Annotated in this window: 11 protein-coding genes; 6 read left to right on the top strand and 5 right to left on the bottom strand. The window is 42.4% G+C overall.

Going from position 1 to position 20448, the window contains the following annotated elements; genetic code table 11:
- Positions 1-140: 140 nt before the first annotated feature.
- The 4 genes from UYC_RS0106130 to UYC_RS0106145 form a co-directional block, all read right to left on the bottom strand.
- Positions 141-2033, bottom strand: coding sequence for a hybrid sensor histidine kinase/response regulator (locus UYC_RS0106130; RefSeq protein WP_016874040.1), 1893 nt, complete (start codon positions 2031-2033; stop codon positions 141-143).
- A gap of 16 nt (positions 2034-2049) precedes the next feature.
- Positions 2050-2496, bottom strand: coding sequence for a response regulator (locus tag UYC_RS0106135; RefSeq protein WP_016874039.1), 447 nt, complete (start codon positions 2494-2496; stop codon positions 2050-2052).
- A gap of 337 nt (positions 2497-2833) precedes the next feature.
- The gene (locus UYC_RS0106140) at positions 2834-5269 is read right to left on the bottom strand and encodes a PAS domain-containing protein (protein ID WP_016874038.1); all 2436 of its coding nucleotides are present in this window, start codon (positions 5267-5269) and stop codon (positions 2834-2836) included.
- 53 nt (positions 5270-5322) lie between these two features.
- Entirely contained in the window at positions 5323-8139 is a 2817-nt protein-coding gene (locus UYC_RS0106145) for a PAS domain S-box protein (protein ID WP_016874037.1), read from the bottom strand.
- An 898-nt stretch (positions 8140-9037) separates the two neighbouring features.
- Here UYC_RS0106145 and UYC_RS0106150 point away from each other — a divergent pair.
- The 6 genes from UYC_RS0106150 (at position 9038) to nuoH (ending at position 15294) form a co-directional block, all read left to right on the top strand.
- Positions 9038-9514, top strand: coding sequence for a molybdenum cofactor biosynthesis protein MoaE (locus tag UYC_RS0106150; RefSeq protein ID WP_016874036.1), 477 nt, complete (start codon positions 9038-9040; stop codon positions 9512-9514).
- Between the two features lie 337 nt (positions 9515-9851).
- Positions 9852-10250: a hypothetical protein gene (locus UYC_RS0106155; RefSeq protein WP_016874035.1), complete on the top strand. Its 399-nt coding sequence runs from the start codon at positions 9852-9854 to the stop codon at positions 10248-10250.
- A gap of 133 nt (positions 10251-10383) precedes the next feature.
- Complete coding sequence (locus tag UYC_RS0106160; protein WP_016874034.1) at positions 10384-11433, top strand: AI-2E family transporter; 1050 nt, start codon at positions 10384-10386, stop codon at positions 11431-11433.
- 338 nt (positions 11434-11771) lie between these two features.
- Complete coding sequence (locus UYC_RS0106165; RefSeq protein ID WP_016874033.1) at positions 11772-12785, top strand: DUF389 domain-containing protein; 1014 nt, start codon at positions 11772-11774, stop codon at positions 12783-12785.
- A gap of 316 nt (positions 12786-13101) precedes the next feature.
- Complete coding sequence (locus UYC_RS0106170; RefSeq protein WP_016874032.1) at positions 13102-14007, top strand: helix-turn-helix domain-containing protein; 906 nt, start codon at positions 13102-13104, stop codon at positions 14005-14007.
- Between the two features lie 168 nt (positions 14008-14175).
- Positions 14176-15294, top strand: a complete 1119-nt coding sequence (gene nuoH, locus UYC_RS0106175) for an NADH-quinone oxidoreductase subunit NuoH (protein ID WP_016879305.1) — start codon at positions 14176-14178, stop codon at positions 15292-15294.
- A gap of 32 nt (positions 15295-15326) precedes the next feature.
- Here the strand turns inward: nuoH and UYC_RS35355 are convergent, their stop codons facing one another.
- Complete coding sequence (locus tag UYC_RS35355) at positions 15327-20402, bottom strand: PAS domain S-box protein (protein WP_016874030.1); 5076 nt, start codon at positions 20400-20402, stop codon at positions 15327-15329.
- Between the last annotated feature and the right edge of the window lie 46 nt (positions 20403-20448).

Below are 20448 nucleotides of genomic sequence, written 5' to 3' on the forward strand. Positions count from 1 at the left end.
CGCGCTAGTAGGGTGGGCACAGCCTAACTTTCCTTAAACCCCGATTTAACCTTCTCGATAGTGCCCACCTTACGGTTATTAGTAGTGAGTAGTTGGTATTCGTTTACCACTAACTACTATCCACTATCCAGTAACTATTTTCATTTTCCATTTTTAACTGCACCAATTGTTTGCAACAGTTGCTTGGCGGTGTAAGGTTTAGATAAAAAGGCTTTGACGCCTATATCGTTTGCTACATTGACTTTATCAGCAGAAGCGAGTCCGCTGACGGCAATAACTTTGACGTTAGGGTTAATTTTTTTTAAGGTGCGGATTGTAGTTAGTCCATCCATTGAGGGCATGAGCATATCTGTTAAGACTACAGAAATCTCATCTCGATGTTCTGCGTAAAGGGCGATGGCTTCAATTCCATCACTAGCTGTAATTGCTTTGTAGTTATAGGTTTCTAGGGAAGTTTTGGTAATATCGCGAATTGAGTCTTCATCATCAACCACCAAAATCAACTCGCCGTTTCCAGAAGGAAATTCTACCTCTTGTTCTTCTTTTATTTCTGGTGACTGTTGTGCTGGCAGAAATACTTTAAATTCGCTGCCTTTACCTAATTCGCTGTAAACACTGATAAAGCCACTGTGACTTTTGATAATTCCCAATACCGTAGAAAGACCAAGCCCGGTGCCTTTGCCCAGTTCTTTGGTAGTAAAAAATGGTTCAAAAATGCGATCTACTATTTCCGGCGCAATCCCAGATCCCGTATCGGTAACAGCGATCGCTACATAGGCACCGACTCGCGCATCTATATGCATCTTGGCATAATTTGCATCAATTAAAAAATTCTCAGCTGTAATTTTCAATTTACCGCCACCAGGCATGGCATCACGGGCATTAACACACAAATTCATTAGCACCTGATGCAGTTGAGTTGGATCGCCAAATACAGTCCAAAGGTTCGCTGATATTTGAGTGGAAACTTCAATAGATTTAGGAAATGTTTCTTTAATGATTTGTTGAATTTCTCGAATTAAGTGCTTTAATTGCAATAATGTGCGATCGCCTTCCATGCCACGAGTGAAAGAAAGCACTTGTTTGACTAAATTTGCTCCTCTTTTAGCATTGCTAATTAATATGGGCAAAAGCCGCTGGCTGCGCTCATCTTGCAGTTGTGATTCTAAAAGCTGCGCTGTCATCAGAATGGGAGCAAGGACATTGTTGAGATCGTGAGCAATACCGCTTGCTAGTGTACCTATACTTTCTAAACGCTGGGCACGCAAAAATTGTGCTTCTAGTTGTTTTTTTTGTGTGATGTCAGTATTTACAATTAATATAGATTGGGTTTTGCGATCAAATTCTCTGACTAAAGTCCAACGACTTTCGACAGTAATTTCTTTCCCATATTTTGTAATTTGTTGCAATTCACCCTCCCACGAGCCATTTTTCATCATTGTGGTGAGTGCTTCTTGCAATTGCGATAAATTTTTTTCTTGCCAAATTTCCGATACTTTTTTACCTATTGCTTCTTCTTTTTGCCAATTATAAAGTCGTTCAGCGGCCTTATTCCAATATAAAATTTGATTATCTAAATCTTGGACAAAAATAGCGTCTGTTGCAATATCCAGCAAAGCTGCTTGTTCGCGGATTTTATGTTCTGTTTGTTTGCGTTCTAAAGCATAGCGGATAGAACGTTCTAGCAAAGGGGCAGTTAACTGGCTTTTTTCTAAATAATCTGCCGCTCCTGCTTTCATTGCTTCAACGTCTATTTCTCGGTCACCTTTACCAGTAAGTAAAATAAGTGGAGCGCTACAGCCATTTGCAACAGCTTCGCGCAATAATTCCAGTCCATTACCTTCACCCAAACGGTAATCAACAAGATAGACGTCGTGTTGCTTAGAAGCTATTTTTTGTCTTGCAGCTTGATAGCTACCCACCCATTCTAACTCGCACTCCACTACTTGGAATTCTCCAAACCAATCACGAGTTAAAATATAGTCATCTTCATCATCATCAATTAGAAGAACTCGGATGGGGCTGTTTTTCATACCTTCCTCCCACCGTTCATAGCGGCAGTTCTACGATTTCAAACCAGTACTTTCCTATAGTCTTCATTACTTCAACTAAAGCTGCAAACGTAACGGGTTTAATAATAAACGAGTTTGCTCCCAAATCATAGGTACGATAAATATCTTCCTCTGCTTTTGAGGTTGTGAGTACTACAACAGGGATTTGCCTTAGTTCTGGATCGTCTTTAATTTCTCTGAGTGCCTCACGACCATCTTTTTTAGGCATATTTAAATCTAGCAAAATTAAAGCAGGACGAGGTGATATGTGGGCATTGACATATTGACCGCGTCGATGCAAATAATCCATTAACTCTTCTCCATCTCTAACGATGTATAGCTCATTTGCCAGACGACTTTCAGCCAAAGCTTCACGAGCTAACATACAGTCATCCTCATCATCATCGGCCATTAAAATAGTGACAGTTGTTTGCCGACCCTTCACTCTGCATTTTCTCCTTTTTACTATTCATATAATTAATTTATTCTTAAATTGCAACAAATTTCGGATAATGGTTTTAGACAGTTGATCCCCTCTGCTATTACCATGGGTTTTGAACGCTGAAGAAAGTAATTTTTGTAGGGTGGGCACAGCCTAGCTTTCCTGAAGTCCTTATTTTTAGGTTGTGAACAGTGCCCACCTTACGCTTGATACCCTCTGTGATTACCATAAGTTTTACCAGTAAGAAAGTAATTTTTGTAGGGTGGGCACAGCCTAGCTTTCCTGAAGTCCTTATTTTTAGGTTGTGAACAGTGCCCACCTTACTGAAAGCTAAAGAAATTTAAAAAGAAAGGTTCATCGGTAGGGTAACAATAAATTTTGCTCCTTGCCCGCGTATACTCTCGGCTGTGATAGTGCCTTGGTGACGTTCAACGATTTTGCGGCAAATTGCTAAACCAATACCAGTACCTTCGTACTCACTACGCCCGTGCAAGCGTTGAAAAACGTTAAAAATGCGATCCAGATACTTTTCGTCAAAACCAATACCATTATCCTCGACAATAATTTGGCACTTTTCTGTACTGATCGCGATTGGATCTAAAGGACTGAGTAAAATCTGACTATAAATTTTGACAATGGGTGGTTCTTCGGGACTATGAAACTTCAAGGCATTGATAATCAGATTTTGTAATAATTGTCGCATTTGCAGAGGATCGGCTTTGAGGGTGGGTAATTCGCCTATCTCCACCTTTGCTTGTTCTTGCTGGATAGTTACTTCCAAATCAGATAATACTTCTTGAGTAATTTGAAAGAGATTCACCGATACAAAAGGCTGTGCTCTGGTGGTGACTCGCGAAAGAGTCAGCAAGTCTTCAATTAAAGTTTGCATCCGCCGAGTTGCATTCTGCATTCGTTCGAGGTAGTCAAGTGCCTGGGCAGATAAGGAATCGCTGGCAATTACTTTGAGGCGATCGCTAAATGTTTTAATTTTACGGAGTGGTTCTTGCAAATCGTGGGAGGCGACAAAGGCAAACTCTTGTAGCTCGTCGTTAGAACGGGCGAGTTCTTGCCGTTGGCGAGTTTCTTGTTCTAAAAGTTTGGCTTGGGCTAGGGCAATACCAATTTGATTGGCTAATTGTAATAATAATTCAGTTTCCGATTCATTCCAGTAGCGAGGATGGGCGCACTGATGGGCAATTAAAAGTCCCCACATTTTGGTGTGCTGGAGAATTGGGACAACCAAGTTAGCCTTAACAGCTAATTTGCCTAGAAATTCTGCATAGCAAGGTTCAATATTATCTTCTTCAACATTGTTGATCGTACCAACTCTTCCCTGTCGGTATTTCTCTATATATCCTTCACTAAAGCAAGGATCGATAATATTTTGTCCTAGAGTCACAGGAAAACCGGGAACAACTTCTTCTTTAACTACAGTTCCCGAACCATCAGATAGCATTTTAAATATTAATACTCGATCAGCCTGCAATAGCTTTTGCACTTCTGTGACGCTGGTTTGGAGAATTTCATCAATTTGCAAAGACTGGCGAATTTTGAGAGTGACATCAGCAAAGAGACGCGATCGCATATTTTGGCGTTCTAGTTCTTGTTGGGCACGCTTGCGATCGCTAATATCCATCATTGCCCCAATCATCCGCACTGGTTTGCCCATGCTATCCCGAACTGCATAAGCGCGATCAAAGATATAGGCATAGGAACCATCAGCACGGCGAAAACGGTATTCATTTGACCAAAAATGTTGCCCACTATTAATTAAATTACCAATGTCAGCAATAATTCTGGCTCTATCTTCTGGGTGTATGCGCTCGTACCACCAAGTTGGATCGGAACTAACTTGTTCTGGCAAGTAACCATAAAGTGTATGTACATTATTATTCCACCAAAGTTGGTTTGTGACTAAATTCCAGTCCCAAACAACATCATTGGTAGCACGAGCAAGGATCTGGAAACGCTCTTCACTCTGCTGCAAATTGTCTTCTGATTGCTTGCGCTTGGTAATGTCCATGTCTACGCCTAACATCTGCACTGCTTTACCAGAAGTGTCGCGAAAGACGACTCCTTTATTAACCAACCAGCAAATGCTATTGTCAGGCAAAACAACACGAAACTCTAGTTCGCATTCCGCTCTCGTTTCAATCGCTTCATGAAGTGAGTTGTTAACGCGATCGCGATCTTCGGGGTGAACGTAGCTAAGGAAAGTTTCATAGCTTTTGTGAGTAGTGTCTTCTTTTAAGCCAAACAAAGTTTTCAAGTTTTCTGAGAAAGTCACTTGGTTGGCGAGTATGTCCCATTTCCAAGTTCCCATGCGGGCAGCTTCTAATGCTATGCGCAGTTGCATTTCTTGCATTTGCGCCTGTTCAGTTTGCTGTCGTAAGGTTTGCATCACTTGATTAACTTCCAACAGACGACGCACTCGCTGACGTAAAATTGGCCAGTGAATTGGCTTGGTAATAAAATCTGTTGCGCCCGCCGCAAATGCCCGTTCTACAGATGCTTCATCGTAAAGGGCTGTCATCATTAAAACAGGAGTGCGATCGCCTCCAGGCAGACTTTGGAGTTGCTGACAACAAGCAAATCCATCCATGCCTGGCATGAGGGCATCTAGCAGTACTAAATCTGGTTGCAGTTGGGCATAAATAGTTAGTGCTTCTTGTGCGTTACTTGCCTGTGCTACCCTATATCCTGATGCTGCCAAAAGTCCGCGCAGTTGTGTCTGCATCAAACGATCGTCATCGACGACCAAAATAAGATTTGTCATTTGTTAATTGTTAATTTTTTTCCTATTACCTATTAGCCATTAACCATTAACTATTAACTAATAACCGAATGCAATGTTTTTAATAGTTCTTGTGCCGTATAAGGCTTGGCTAAAAAGGCAAAGCGCTTGCTAGTGTTTAGTTGTGGAATTTGTTCGCTACTTGCCAAACCGCTGACTGCCACAATTGGTAGCAGGGGATTCATTTTTTGCAATGTATTAATGGTGGTTGTTCCATCCATATTCGGCATCATCATATCTATAATTGCCCCTCGAATTTTGTCTTTATACTGAGCGTAGAGCGCAACTGCCTCAATTCCATCACAGGCAACAAGTGCTTTATAGTTATGCTCTTCTAAGGAAGTTGCTGTAATTTCTCTCACCGCCGATTCATCATCTACAACCAGAATATATTGTCCGTTTCCTGTTGGTACTTCCAAGTCTTCTGGTAGTGGGATTGTATCTGTCTGAATTGCGCTCAAGTAAACCTTAAATTTTGTACCTTTACCAAACTGACTAGACACGGTGATAAAACCACCATGACCTTTAATAATACCCATTACTGTTGATAGTCCTAGCCCTGTACCTTTACCAAGCTCTTTAGTTGTAAAAAATGGCTCAAAAATTCTATCTAATAATTCATTGGGTATACCTACTCCTGTATCCGCAACACTCAAAACGATATAGTAGCCAACCTTGGCATCTAAATGAACTCTGGCATAATTTTCATCGATGAAAATATTGCGAGCAGAAATTTTCAAAGTACCGCCACCAGGCATAGCATCACGAGCATTGAGACACAAATTAATTAATACCTGATGCAGTTGGGTAGCGTCACCACAAACATTCCACAACTCAGGTTGAATTTCTGTTTCGAGGGTAATCGATTTCGGAAAGGTTTGTTCGATGATTTGCTTCATTTCCAAAATCAGGTGTTTAACTTGCAAGATAGTGCGATCGCCTTCGATGCCGCGCGCAAAAGACAGTACTTGCTTTACTAAATTTGCACCGCGTTTGACATTTGTTTCTACTATCGATAAGATTTGGCGATCGCGTTCCTCACGAGAGTTAGCTTGTAAAAGTTGTACTGACATCAAAATTGGTGACAGTACATTGTTGAGATCGTGAGCAATCCCACTGGCAAGAGTACCAATACTCTCCATGCGCTGATTGCGCAAAAATTGTTTTTCTAGTAGTTTTTTTTGTGTAATATCTGTGTCAACAACCAAAATTGATTTTGGTTGTAACCGCTCATTGCGTACTAATGTCCATCGACTTTCGACAATGATTTGTTTGCCTGATTTTTGAGTTTTGGGCAATTCACCCTGCCAAGAGCCGTGTTCTAAAACAGTTTGATGAATTTCTTGTAGTAGTGGTGAAGGTTCGTTATATAAAAGTTCATTGGCATACTTGCCTATTGCTTCTTGTGAACTCCAACCGTAAAGATTCTCAGCACTTTTGTTCCACAATAAAATTTTGTTAGATAAATCTCTGACGATAATTGCATCGCTGGTGATATCTAGCAATGCCGCTTGCTCGCGAACTTGCTGTTCTGCTTGTTTGCGAGCGGTAATATCTTCAAAGATATACAAACGCCCAAAATAGCGATCACTAGCATCCCTCACTTGGGTGGAGAAGCGCCGGATAATACGCCCGTCGGTAAACAAAATCTCGTCTTCTACAACCGAACGATTATTTTCATTTTGCAAAGGTTGGCAAGCATCAGCAAAGGTAGGAATATCTACCACTAACTTCAAACACTCAGGAATAATATCCTGATTGTTCAATTTGCCACATACCATCTGCTCTTTCAAGTGTTGAATGCGCCAAATTTCACAGAAGCGATCGTTAAAATACAGAATCTTATCTGTACGGTTATCTACAACATAAAAAGCTAGTGGCGAAACGCCAGTCATGGAACGCAATAACGCTTCTGCTGCACGTAAATTATCCTCAGCTTGCTTGCGCTCGGTAATATCTTCTACTACATAAGCAAATTGCTTAACGTAATTGCAACACGCGGCGATAGATGAAACTGTTGCTTTTAGCCATTTCTCACCTTGAGGAGTATGGTGAGCATACTCAAAGCTAACAGACGATTTAGTGCGTTCTGCCTCACGATAGTATTTGATCCACTCGCATACCTGTTGTCGTGGCATACCAATCTCGCTCTCTAGGCAATTTCGCATTACTTCTGGAGTTTTTCCAAAAAATTTTGCACTTGTAGCGTTATCAGAAATATGCAGGATGTCATTGTCTTGGAGTTCTACAACTCCCATCATCATCGGCGTACTGTCAAAAAAACTGCGCAGAGTACATTCGCTTTGCTGGAGTGCTGCTTGTGCTTGTTGGTACTCTGTTTTGATTTCAATTAGTTCGGTAAGATTGCGCCGCAGTTCTAATTGTCTAATTACTAAGCGGCTAATAGCCTTTAGTGCTTCTACTTGTTCTGAGGTAATTTCCCGTGGTACGCGATCTGCTATGCACACAGTACCGATCGCTATTCCCTCTGGCGCTAATAAAGGTACACCAGCGTAAAATCTCACATGAGGTTCAGACTGAACCACAGGTGAAGTTGCAAACCGCTGATCGGCTAAAGTATCAGGAATAACCAAAACATCACCTTGCTCTAGACAAAGAGGACAAAAGCCTATCTCTATGGGCATTTCTGCTACATCCAACCCGACTTTTGCTTTGAACCACTGACGGTTGACATCAATCAGGTTAATTAAAGCGATCGGTGTGTGGCAAATCTGGGCAGCTAAAAATGCTAAATCATCAAATGCCTGCTCTGGTAAAGAATCTAAAATTTGATATTGACGAAGAACCTCTATCCTCTTCACTTCATGATGATTATTTACTAAAGTTTTCATAGGCTATTCCCATTACTGCTGAATTACGGCTGTTGTGCTTGTAACTCGCGGTTATCTAAAAATCCTGGGAGTAGGGTCATCAATAGGAGAGGAAAAAAGAATAACTGTTATCAATTTCCTTACGACTGCCATATACATTGACCCTTTTGTTGACTAAATCGAAGATTTAACTTATTAACTAAGCATTTACTGCACTTTTTAGCTCACCACGGTTCAGTTAAGCCCAAAAAATCAAACTTCATCTCAGCCAAAAATGTTAGGTTGTTAACGTTAAAATTTATTGTGTACTTTGCTTTCATGAATACCCTAACTAGTAATTGAAGCTAAACGGGCTAATGGGAGCGAGCCTTTACTAAGCGTTTACTGCACTTTTGACCTGAATCAATTTACTTAAATAATTATTTCAAAAGATAATTAGATAACTTTGTCACTTACCTATAGTAATATGCCTGAAGGAAGATGACAAAGTAACGAGCTAATTCAAGTGAATTTACGCAAACAAACTGATGTAACGTAATTATTGCTAACTTGTTTTTAAAATCTAAATTATCAAAATATGAATAAAAGCTTTGCAGGAGCAAGTTTAATATAAATATGATGTTGTATAAATCAAATCAACCCTTGATAAAACTAAGCGTTTTCTTAACCTACAGCCTCTTGTTTGACAATAACGTAGCATCAAACGAACAATGCCTAATTTACTGTTGAGAAAATGTAGATCGGTAGCCATTTAAGGGTACTGGTAATTAGGGATAGGGTATCGAGAAGAAAAGGACACGGAAGGTGACTTGGAAGGGGAAGGATCGTGACTCACGTCTTCTCCCCTTGTCTCCCCTTCTCCCCTGCTCCTTGTCCTCTTCCTATCCCCTGTCCCCTATCTCCTATATTTTGATTGCTTATGATAAATACACTTACTTCTATTGCTAAACCCAGAACTGAAGATAGCTTTGTAATTTCCTTTGCACCATTATCTGTTGAAGAAGTCTATAAATTAGCAGACGATCCAGCAAATGGTGCGGTAGTGATGATGAGTGGTATGGTTCGCAATCAAACTGATGGTAGATCTGTTGTTGCCCTAGAGTATCAAGCTTACGAACCGATGGCGCTGCGCGTGTTTTATCAAATTGCTGAGGAGATTCGGCAAACATGGACAGATGTGACTCGCGTGGTAATTCACCATCGGATCGGGCATTTGCAAATTGGCGAAATCAGTGTTTTGGTGGCGGTGGGTTGTCCCCATCGTTCCGAGGCTTTTGCAGCTTGTCGCTATGCCATTGATACTCTAAAACACAACGCCCCCATTTGGAAAAAAGAACATTGGCAAGATGGTTCTAGTAGTTGGGTAAGTATTGGGGCGTGCGAACAAAACTGCTGAGGCAACACCTAGTACCCACGTACCCTCGTGTGCCCTCGTTACCAGGTTCAACCTAGTAACGAGAATTCGAGCCTCTGGCTCTCAATCGTTAGTTCCCAGTACAACAAATGCAGCTTAGTAGCTCGCATGGCGCACGACTAATCCACCTTTAAAAAACTAAAGGTGAAATTGCAGATATCCATGCTAAATATTCGCTTCGCACACATACCGCACTTTACGGAAACGAATCAATTTAGTGCGGAGATTACATTAGTATGGAGAGTTATCCAGTTCTGACTTTTGGCTATCCACATCAAGTAACAATCCGTGTGAAAGAGGTGAAAATGTTGCGAAGGGGTTGGCTCCTGGAGGTGATTACCTCAATCTCTTTATCGAACATACCAACGATTTTGGCTCCCACCGCAGTCTTGGCAATCGACACGTATTCGTTCTCGACGATCACGTATTTGGCGAAAAAATTCGCTTCTCGGCTGAGATTCCTGATGACTCGCCAGTGAAAGATTATCAAGTTGTTGCAGCTACAGCTTTTCAACTATTCACGCTGGGAATTCCTTGCATTTACTATGGTACAGAACAAGCCTTTGCTGACCCAGCTCAATCACAGTTCCAGTTTATCCGCGCTGAAGGCTGGAAAGATCCAGGTAATTTTGGCGATCGCTATTTGCGTGAAACGATGTTTAGTGGTGAACACCCACGGGCAAACTTCAAGGAAGATTTGACCACTCACGTGAAATAAAAGGACACCACGCTGCCAGGTTTTGGAGCCTTTGGTTTAGCGATCAGTCACTTTGTAATCATATTTAGAAAATAGCCTAGAAATAGCTAAATACAAAATTTCACACCAACTAAGATTCTAAAAAGCAGACAACATGAAACTCGGACAATGGCTGGGATTTCTGGCACTGGTGATTTCGCTTTACATCCTTTGGCAAATTCGGCAGCTATTGTTGCTATCATTCACTGCTGTAGTGCTGGCAGTAGCAATTAATCAACTTGTGCTGCGATTTCAGCAGTCTGGGATCAAGCGGGTTTGGGCTGTATGGTTGAGTTTGGGTATTGTCATAACTCTACTAGTTGGCGTTTTCTTTTTGATAGTGCCACCATTTATCGAGCAGTTTCGGCAGTTAGTGGCGCTTTTACCAACAGGAATAAATCAGATACAAAGAGGTATTAATTGGTTAGAGGAGCGCATCCTAGAAAACTATGTGCCAGAGATTCCTGATTTCAATGGGCTAATTGAACAACTCCAGCCTTTGGCTACCAATCTTCTGCAACAGGCGATCGCTATTTTCTCTACCTCTGTAACTGCGATTTTAGAATTTCTCTTAGTTATTGTTCTAACTTTGATGTTGCTTGCTAATCCCCAGCCCTACCGCAGAGTTTTTATACGCTTCTTTCCTGCCTTTTATCGCCCTAGAGTCGAAGAAATTTTATCTCGTTGTGCAGAGGGTTTAGGGAATTGGACAATCGGTGCTTTGATTGAAATGGTATTTATTGGCGTTCTCAGCGGAGTGGGGTTATGGATTTTAGGAGTACCGTTGGTGTTAGCTCATGCAGTTTTAGCAGGATTGCTCAATTTTATTCCTAATATTGGCCCGACTTTGAGTGTAGTGCTACCAATGGCAATAGGTTTTCTTGATGCCCCTTGGAAAGCTGGGGCAGTTTTAATTTTATATATTGTGATTCAGAACATTGAAAGTTACTGGCTTACACCAACAGTCATGGCAAAACAGGTGGCGTTATTGCCTGCTGTTACTTTAACAGCACAAATAGTTTTTGTTACTCTTTTTGGAGCCTTAGGATTATTAATGGCAATACCACTGGCGGTAGTTGCCAAAACCTGGATAGAAGAAGTCTTATTTAAGGATATTTTAGATCAATGGCGGCAAGTTCCTTCCTCAGTAGAAGGCAGATGGTGAGCCACTGCGGTGGTGAGCCAGCGCGTTGCGGGGGTTCCCCCCGTTGTAGCGACTGCCGTAGACACGAAGTGGATAAGCGAAAGTAAGGGTTTCCCGGCATAAAGGAGCCAGCGCGTTGGGCGGCTTTGCCGACTTGAAGCGACTGGCGTCAAGTGGCGAACCCGAAGGGCAGAGGGCAGAAGGAATTAGGACAAGGGGCAAGAACGTGAATCACGATTCTCCCCCTCCTCTGTATGTGCGTAATTCTGCAAGGGCTATTTATCTAATTGCAACATAAGTGTTTAGAAAATCATCATAATAGCTAAACAAATTAGAGATTAATGAGGTAGAAAAACCTTGTGATCGGGAAATTGCAAAACCGCTTCCAAAATTTTAGAAGCAAAGTAGTTGAGCCTGTCCAACTCCAACAACTAGAAACAGAATTGCTGGCAGAATCAATATTAGATCTACCCTATCTCGTTTTGATTGTTGGCTCATGTGCGATCGCTACCTTTGGCTTATTAACTAACAGTAGCGCGGTAATTATTGGAGCTATGATTGTTGCACCTTTAATGTTGCCGATTCGGGCTTTGGCTTTTGGGGCGTTGCAAGGAAATGTGATTTTATTCCGCAAAGGAATCATTGCTGTCGCAGTAGGAACAATCATTGCTATTGCGATCGCCTATAGTTTGGGGTTGTTTGTCAGTCTGCCCAGGTTTGGCAGTGAAGTGCTGGCACGTTCGGAACCAACCCTATTAGATTTAGGGATTGCAGTCGCGGCTGGCGGTATTAGTGGCTATGCTAAAGTGGAGCCGAAAATTTCTGGAAGTTTGGCAGGAACGGCAATTGCTGTTGCCCTGATGCCTCCGATTTGTGTGATTGGTTTGGGATTGTCGCAGGCAAACTTTTCGCTCAGTATTGGCGCAACTTTACTTTACCTGACAAACCTGCTAGGCATAACTCTTTCCTGTATGCTGACATTTTTGCTCACAGGTTACGCATCTTTACATCGGGCGCGAAAACCCCTACTTTGGACTATAGCTTTAACGGTTATTCTTGTCATACCTTTAGGCGTGAGCTTTTATAGACTGCTTCGGCAAGCACAGCTAGAAACGAGCGTGCGACGAGCATTATTAAGCAAAACTGTCACTTTTCAAAGATTGCAGTTACTTACACTAGAAACCAACTGGCTAGTTAATCCACCACAAATTCGTCTCAACGTGCGGGCAAGGGAACCTGTAACTCCTTGGCAAGTGCAGTTATTAGAAGAATTTATTGAGCGCGAAATGGGACAATCTTTTACTTTAATTTTTGAAGTTGGTGAGGTACAAGAAGTACAGCGAGAAGATGACAAAGGGACAAGGGGAAATTAGAACGAAAAGGAGGATTGCTGACATAGAAGTATAAAATTAAGAAACGCAGTAAATTAAAACTCTTACTCTCTGCGTCTACCCTACCCTGCGGGAACGCCTCCGGCGTACGGGAAGCCCTTCGGGTTCGCCAGTCACCTGCGCTCGTGTTACCCTCCCGCAGTTCTGGACTCACCGCCCTCCGGCGTCTAAGGCGTCTCTGCGTGAGATCAAATTCATCCCGCAATATCCAACCCCAAAAGTGATTAACCGGACTTCATACTACTAATGACTACATAAGCGCTCGTTCACTTTCATGGCTTGATTCACCAGAAGCATAATGCCAAAACCAAAATCCCTGAGTATCGATTTTTCTAAAGAAAAGGAAGCAGGATATCGGCGCGTTTACTCGCGATCGCCACTTTTAACCAACCTGCCAACACTTTGGAATGGATTTTATTTTGCATATGACTGCCAGCCTGCTCATGCAACTCCCGAAATATTTGCCCCACAACACGGAGTTGCTATTTTTACACAAATACCAAGAATAATTAACTACGAGCAATCAATTGATGGGCGCTTTTATAGAAAACAAATTCTTCCGGGTGATATTGTTATTACTCCAGCAAACATCAGTACTCGTGCCCAGTGGGATACAGCATTCAATATAATTCTTCTTGGTTTTGAACAAGTTGTTTTTAGACGTGCCATTTACGAATCGCTTGATCCCGATCAAGTAGAATTAGTACCGCACTTTGCTATTTCCGATCCGCTAGTTTACCAAATTGGGCTAGCGCTGAAGGCGATGTTAGAGAAGGATGGGGCAGGAAGCCGTCTGTATGCAGAAACGATGGCTAACGCCTTGGCTGTTCATCTTTTGCAAAACTACTCAACGCAAAAACCTACCCTGCGCGATTATCAAGATGGTTTACCTCGGTACAAATTACAAATAGTGATTGATTATATTCACACCCATCTAAACGAAGATATAGGTTTAGCAGAACTAGCAGCGTTAGTACAAATGAGTCCACGTTATTTTCTCAAACTTTTTAAAACATCAACAGGTTTTACCCCCCATCAATTTGTGATTCACACCAGAATTGCCCGTGCCAAGGAATTACTCTTGTTAAGACAAACAAGCATCGCTGAAATTGCCCAAAAGGTTGGTTTTGCCAATCAAAGTCATCTAAATATGCACTTCAAACGCTTGCTTGGTGTAACGCCCAAACAATTTCAAAACAAATAGTAATTACTTACAAAAATCGGAATAACCTGCAAGACATTAGAGTGCCAATTTTGCTTATTTAGAAGAAACATAATTGTGTCTTTTTGTTAATTCCAACAACTGCAAGGGTTGATAACAGCAGGCACAAAAGTTTCACTAAAAAGTTTAAGCAATTTTGAATTGGCAACTATGAATACAGGAATTGACTTGCAAGGAAGATTTATCCAATCTCTTTTGGATGTGGGAGTACCACCGGGGATAGCAAAAGCAATTTGGATGCCGCTACCAATGGTGCTGATGATAGTTGGTGCAACGGTGGGAGTGCTAATTTGTATATGGCAAGAACGAAAAATTTCTGCTGCCGTACAACAACGGATTGGCCCGGAGTATATAGGGCCACTAGGATTATTGGCAAGTGTCGCAGATGGTTTAAAGTTAGTCTTTAAAGAAGACGTAGTGCCAGCGAAATCAGATGTTTTGTTGTTTACCCTTGCCCCAGTAATTGTAATACTTCCAGTATTTCTCTCTTACCTAATTGTGCCATTTGGACAGAATTTGATTATCGGCAACGTAGGTATGGGAGTTTTCTTATGGATAGCTTTATCAAGTATTCAACCTATTGGCTTGCTAATGTCTGGCTACGCATCGAATAATAAGTACTCCCTCTTAGGAGGCTTGCGAGCCGCAGCGCAGTCAATCAGTTACGAAATACCTCTAGCTTTGAGCGTGCTGGCAATAGCAATGATGTCTAACAGTCTCAGCACCGTTGATATTGTCAATCAGCAATCTGGTTACGGTATCCTGGGTTGGAACATTTGGCGACAACCAGTCGGTTTTATCATATTTTGGATCGCAGCCCTCGCCGAATGCGAACGATTGCCCTTTGATTTACCGGAAGCCGAAGAGGAACTAGTAGCAGGTTATCAAACAGAATACTCTGGCATGAGATTTGCTCTGTTTTACATTTCTTCGTATGTTAATTTGGTGCTTTCTGCGTTGTTGATAGCCGTTTTGTATTTGGGAGGTTGGGATTTTCCCATTCCCGTTAACTTAATCGCACGTGGGTTGGGAATCAGCGAAAACAATTCTGTATTGCAGATTGTCGCTGCGTCATTGGGTATCACTATGACATTACTAAAAGCCTATTTCCTGGTATTTCTCGCCATCTTACTACGCTGGACGGTGCCCCGTGTTCGTATCGATCAATTACTAAATTTGGGGTGGAAGTTTTTGCTACCTATTGCTTTGGTGAATCTACTAGCAACCGCTGCTTTAAAGTTAGTTTTTCCTTTTGCTTTCGGTGGTTAGCATACGCATACTTGTGGCAGATTTGATATTACCTATGGCTGCAAGTTTCCAGTCAATTCCAGAATTTCATCAAAGCAGAAACGACGAACTAAATCAGTCATTCCCTCTGCCAAGACAGAATGAGTTTGGGGAATTTGCTCAACCAGTTGCAGAATGCGATCGCCATCAACTTCCAAAGCCGCTTGCCTCAATTGTGCTAACCATTGTGCAGACATGATTGCGCTCAACTGAGAAAATTGTATCTCTGGGCTTGCTTGTGGATAATTTTCCTGTGCTTGCATCGCTTCTGGTTGTTGTGCATAAAGATAACGTACTCCCAAATGTTGGGCGATTTTTTCAAAAAGTACCTGTTCCCGAAAAGGCTTACGAACTAGATCATCGCAACCAGCAGCCAAAATCGTTGCCTTTTGTTCCTCAAAAGCACTCGCTGTCAAAGCAATAATCACAGTACGAGCACAAGACGCAAACAGATTTTCTCTTTGCTCCTGTGCTCCTCTGCTCCTGTGCTCCTCTGCTCCCCCCTTCTCCCTGTCTCGAATTTCTCTAGTTGCTTCATAGCCACTCATCACGGGCATATGCATATCCATAAACACAAGCTGCGGTTGCCATGTTTGCCATCTTTGTACTGCCTCTTGCCCGTTGATTGCTGCTTCAACTTCAAAACCGACGCTACTAAGAAGTTGCATGATAAAATCACGGTTTTCTTTGCGGTCATCCACAACTAAAATGCGATAGTTAGGCTGTTCTGGAGCAATTTTGAGCACGCGCCCATTATTGAACTGTGGTGTCACATCCCCAGAGTCAGCTAAAGTTACTTGCACGCCAAAGCGAAAAGTTGATCCTTGCCCCAAGATACTGCTAACTTCAATGTCGCCTCCCATCAAATTCACAAATTGACGGCTGATTGTTAATCCTAATCCAGTACCCTCATGGGTTTCGATACCACTCATCGTCTGCACAAATGGCTTAAACAGATTTTTAATTTCTTCTGGTGCAATCCCGCATCCAGTGTCTTCTACCTCGAAAATTAGGAATTGGGGATTGGGGATTGGGGAGCGAGCCGCCTGCAAAGAGAAGTCACCAGACGCTCCACGTCTAGTGCCGTTAGTGTTAGCTCCACTCTGCGAGAAGCCGCCCTCTGGGCGTCTATGCGGAGGGAGGCTCTGATCTTCGGAGGGTTCTCGCCGTTGGGTGGTTTGACGTGATTGGAAAGAGGGCACAAATATGCGGGGATGCGGGGAAGAATTTTCCCCCACTCTCCCCCAGTCTCCTACTCCCCTTTTCCTCTTCCTAGTTCCTAGTCCCCAGCCCCTAGCCCCTATTGTTGCCCGCAGCGTTACTCCTCCTGTTTGTGTAAACTTGACAGCATTACCCAAGAGGTTGATCAGAACTTGGCGAAGTTTTCCTTCGTCTGTATTAATGTATTGGGGTAAGTCGGGGGCAATTTCAAATTCGAGGAACAATTGCTTAGTTTGCGATCGTACCCTGAACATTTCTTGGAGGTTTTGTAATAATAAATACAAGTCAAATGGTTCAGGATGCAAAATGATGCGCCCAGCTTCTATTTTAGACATTTCCAGCACATCATTAATTAAGTTGAGTAAGTGTTCTCCACTACGGTTAATAGTAGCTAATGATGCTCTTTGGTTAATGGTAAGGGCGGTGTCTCGCTCCATAAGTTGGGCAAAACCAAGGATGGCATTGAGCGGCGTGCGGAGTTCGTGGCTCATGTTGGCTAAGAATGCGCTTTTGGCACGGTTAGCAGCTTCGGCGGCATCTTTGGCAACTCGCAGTGCTTCTTCTGCTTGATGTCTGGCTCTAGCGATCGCTATTAGTTCTCCTACCAAGTTCAAAAAGTTAATGTCTTCCTGGCTCCACTGTTTTGAGAAGTTAACAACATCTCCACAAATAAACCCAACCACTTGATGGGAGTGAATCATCGGTACTGCAACGATTGATTGAATCGACTGACTTTCCAGCAGTATTCTCTCTGGTGCATCGGGTGGTAATTCGCCAACGCAGGAAATCTGAAAAGCACTGTTGTTCATAATTTGAACTAGGCGGGGGAAGATGACCACAGGGCCTCCCCCTGCTAAGTTAGATGATGGGAGATTAGTAGCACGCCATTCATGGAAAAGATAAACGCGATTTTGGTCGTTTGAGTGTTCAAAGATACAACAGCGTTCGGTATTGAGAAATTGGGCGATCGCCCCAAGCGTAAAATTAATTGCCGTATTTATATCTTGGTCAATAAATTGCCGAGAAATACTGCTGAGTAAACTTTCTGCTTCCGCGCGACGTTCTAAGGCTTCTTGTGCTTGTTTGCGTTCCAATTCTGCACCAGCGCGGGCAGCAAAAATTCTCAAAATTAGTTCTCTGCCAGGATCGCTTTCCATTGGTTTGACATCTATGACTGCAAAATGCCCTAAGATATCCCCAGAGGAATTCATCAAAGGCACTCCTAAATAACTCTCGGCAGAGAGATTAACTAAATCTGCATCGTTCGGGAAAAGAGATTGTACTCCTTGGGGATAGTAGCATGGCTGCCCCTGTAAGGCATATTCACAAGGAGTGCCTTGCAAATCATATTCAAAGTTTTCCCCCAGCATCCCATTCCGCCATACAGCCAGAGTCCGAACTTTTGTTTTTGCTGAATTGATAAACTTAGTTACCAGAGCGTAGCGAACTTGCAACACTTCGGCAAGGTAGCGCACACAACTATTAAAGAATTCATCACCTGTTTTTGCTGCCGTACCTTCAACAATTAAATTTAAAGCAACTTCTCGCCGTTTGCGATCGCTAATATCTGTAAATACAGAAACTATGCAAGATTCTTCTAAATTGAGGCGACTTGACAATAGCATCCAAGCAATAGATCCATCAAGGCGACGCACGGGTACTTCAAAATCGCGAATTTCGCCGTACTGTTCCAACTCTGCAATCAAGTTTGTTCTATCATCCAAATTGACATAAAATTCTGTTGTGAAATGTTTGCCAATGAGTTCAATCGGAGAGGAAAAACCCAGTATATCGGCACTACGCTGATTGGCATCGAGAATCAATCCATCCTGCCAGCGGGCGCGAAGAATACCAACTTGAGAATTTTCAAATAAATGGCGGTATTTTACTTCGCTCCGCTGCAAGGCTTCTTCTGCTTGTTTGCGTGCGGTTAAATCAATCGTTGCTCCTAACATCCGCTGGGGGTTTCCGATTTCGTCGTAGAGCACCCGCCCGTTTGTTAACAGCCACCGCACTGCTCCCGAAGGCTGAATGGCACGAAATTCTATTTGATAGGGAGTTTTCTGTTCGATTGCTGTTTGAATGGCATTGGTAACTAGCCCTCGATCCTCTGGATAGATTAATTCAGCAAAATCTTCAACTTGTCCATTAAAACTTTCACCAACTAAGCCATGAAACTCATAAATACGTTCTGACCAAACTATTTGATTATTAACTATATCCCAATCCCACACTCCTGCTTGACCGGCATCTAATGCTAATCGCAGCCGCTCTTCACTGCGTCGAAGTGCTTCCTCAACCCGTTTGCGATCGGTGGTATCGGTGCCAATGGAGAGGATTTCTATTAAATTTCCTTGTTCGTCCAAAATTGGTTTATTTGCCCAAACAATCCACACCCGTTCCCCATTCTTGCGAATATTTTCATTCTCGTTGAAAAGATAATTTTCTGGATTCTGGCAAATATCTACCATTAACGCTTGCAAATCGCGCCCAGAGGTTTCGGTTTCTGGAACAATTGTACCGACTACATTACGCCCAACAATTTCCTCGAAATCAAAGCCAAAAAACCGTTGCCCGTAATTATTCAAAAAAGTAACATTGCCATGATTGTCCCAACGTAAAATAATGCAGTTGGCGGTTTCTACCACATCGCGATACTGTGCCTCACTTGCTCGTAATGCTGCTTCTGCCTGTTTGCGATCGCTGATATCTCGCACTACTGCCAATATGTGCGGCTTACCATTGTAGGTACATATTGTCCCTTTAACTTCTACGTCTATTAATGTTCCGTCTTTGCGGACATCAACTGCTTGCGCGTTAAATTCCTGTCCGGTTTTCATTGTCTCAAAAAATGCTTGCAAAACCGAATGGAAGTCAGGATGAATGTAAGCAGATGGATGCAAAGCGATAAATTCTTCATAGGAGTAACCGTGCATCTGGCAAGCAGCAGGATTTACTTCTATAACTGTTTCTGTATCTATATCGCTAATAAACAACCCATCACGAATCGCTTCAAAAATACTGCGATATTGCAGTTCACTTTGTTGTAATGCTTCTTGGGTACGTTGGCGCTCGGTAATATCTCGAAAACTCCAAACACGCCCAATCACTTGGTTGCCTAGTCTCTGGGGATGAGAATAACGCTCAAATACTCGCCCGTCTTTTAACTCTACTAAATCCAGAACTGTTTCTTCTGGATGCTGAAACACTATTTCTCTAACTTTAGCTACAAATCCTTCTGGATCTTTGGTTTGCTCTGCGATCAAGCGCAATCTTTCTTCTCCACGCCCAGGTAATAAAAGATACTCTGGCAACGACCACAACCCTATAACTTTCTGGTTGTAAACTGGCACATTTCCTTGCCAATCAATCACAGCAATTCCATCTGCTGTCGATTCTAGAGTTGTACGCAGCATAGATGCAGACGCTTCTTTTTCCTGTACTGCACGTGTATATTCTGATTCCAAGCGTCTGGTTTGAGTAAGATCTCGAATCGTCAGTATGGCAATTTGCCCGGTTTGGGGTTGTGCTAGACAAGTTCCAGAAATTTGTAAGACAAGAAAGTCATTGCCCTTTTGTAACTGATATTCTGTGACTTCATATACCCCGTCTAGCAACTGCGCATCGGGATAAGAGTCAGGAGCGATCGCAACTTTTGCTTGTAAGAGTGGCAATAAGTTCTGTAAAGAAGAATTGAGGATGCGATCGCGTGGTTGGTTAACTAGTAATTCAAAGCTAGAATTGCACCACTGTACGAGACGGTTTTCCCCAATCCAAACTACAGCATCAGTGATCGCATCCAGTGTTACCTGCATCGTGGTTAGGATTGCTTGTAATTGCTTAACTTGCAAGGTTTCTTCAGGACTCATCAGCCACTCATCGCTTTAGAATAGATATCTTGTATCTTGTCTTGTT

It is taken from the genome of Chlorogloeopsis fritschii PCC 6912, assembly GCF_000317285.1.
Taxonomy (GTDB): Bacteria; Cyanobacteriota; Cyanobacteriia; order Cyanobacteriales; family Nostocaceae; genus Chlorogloeopsis; species Chlorogloeopsis fritschii.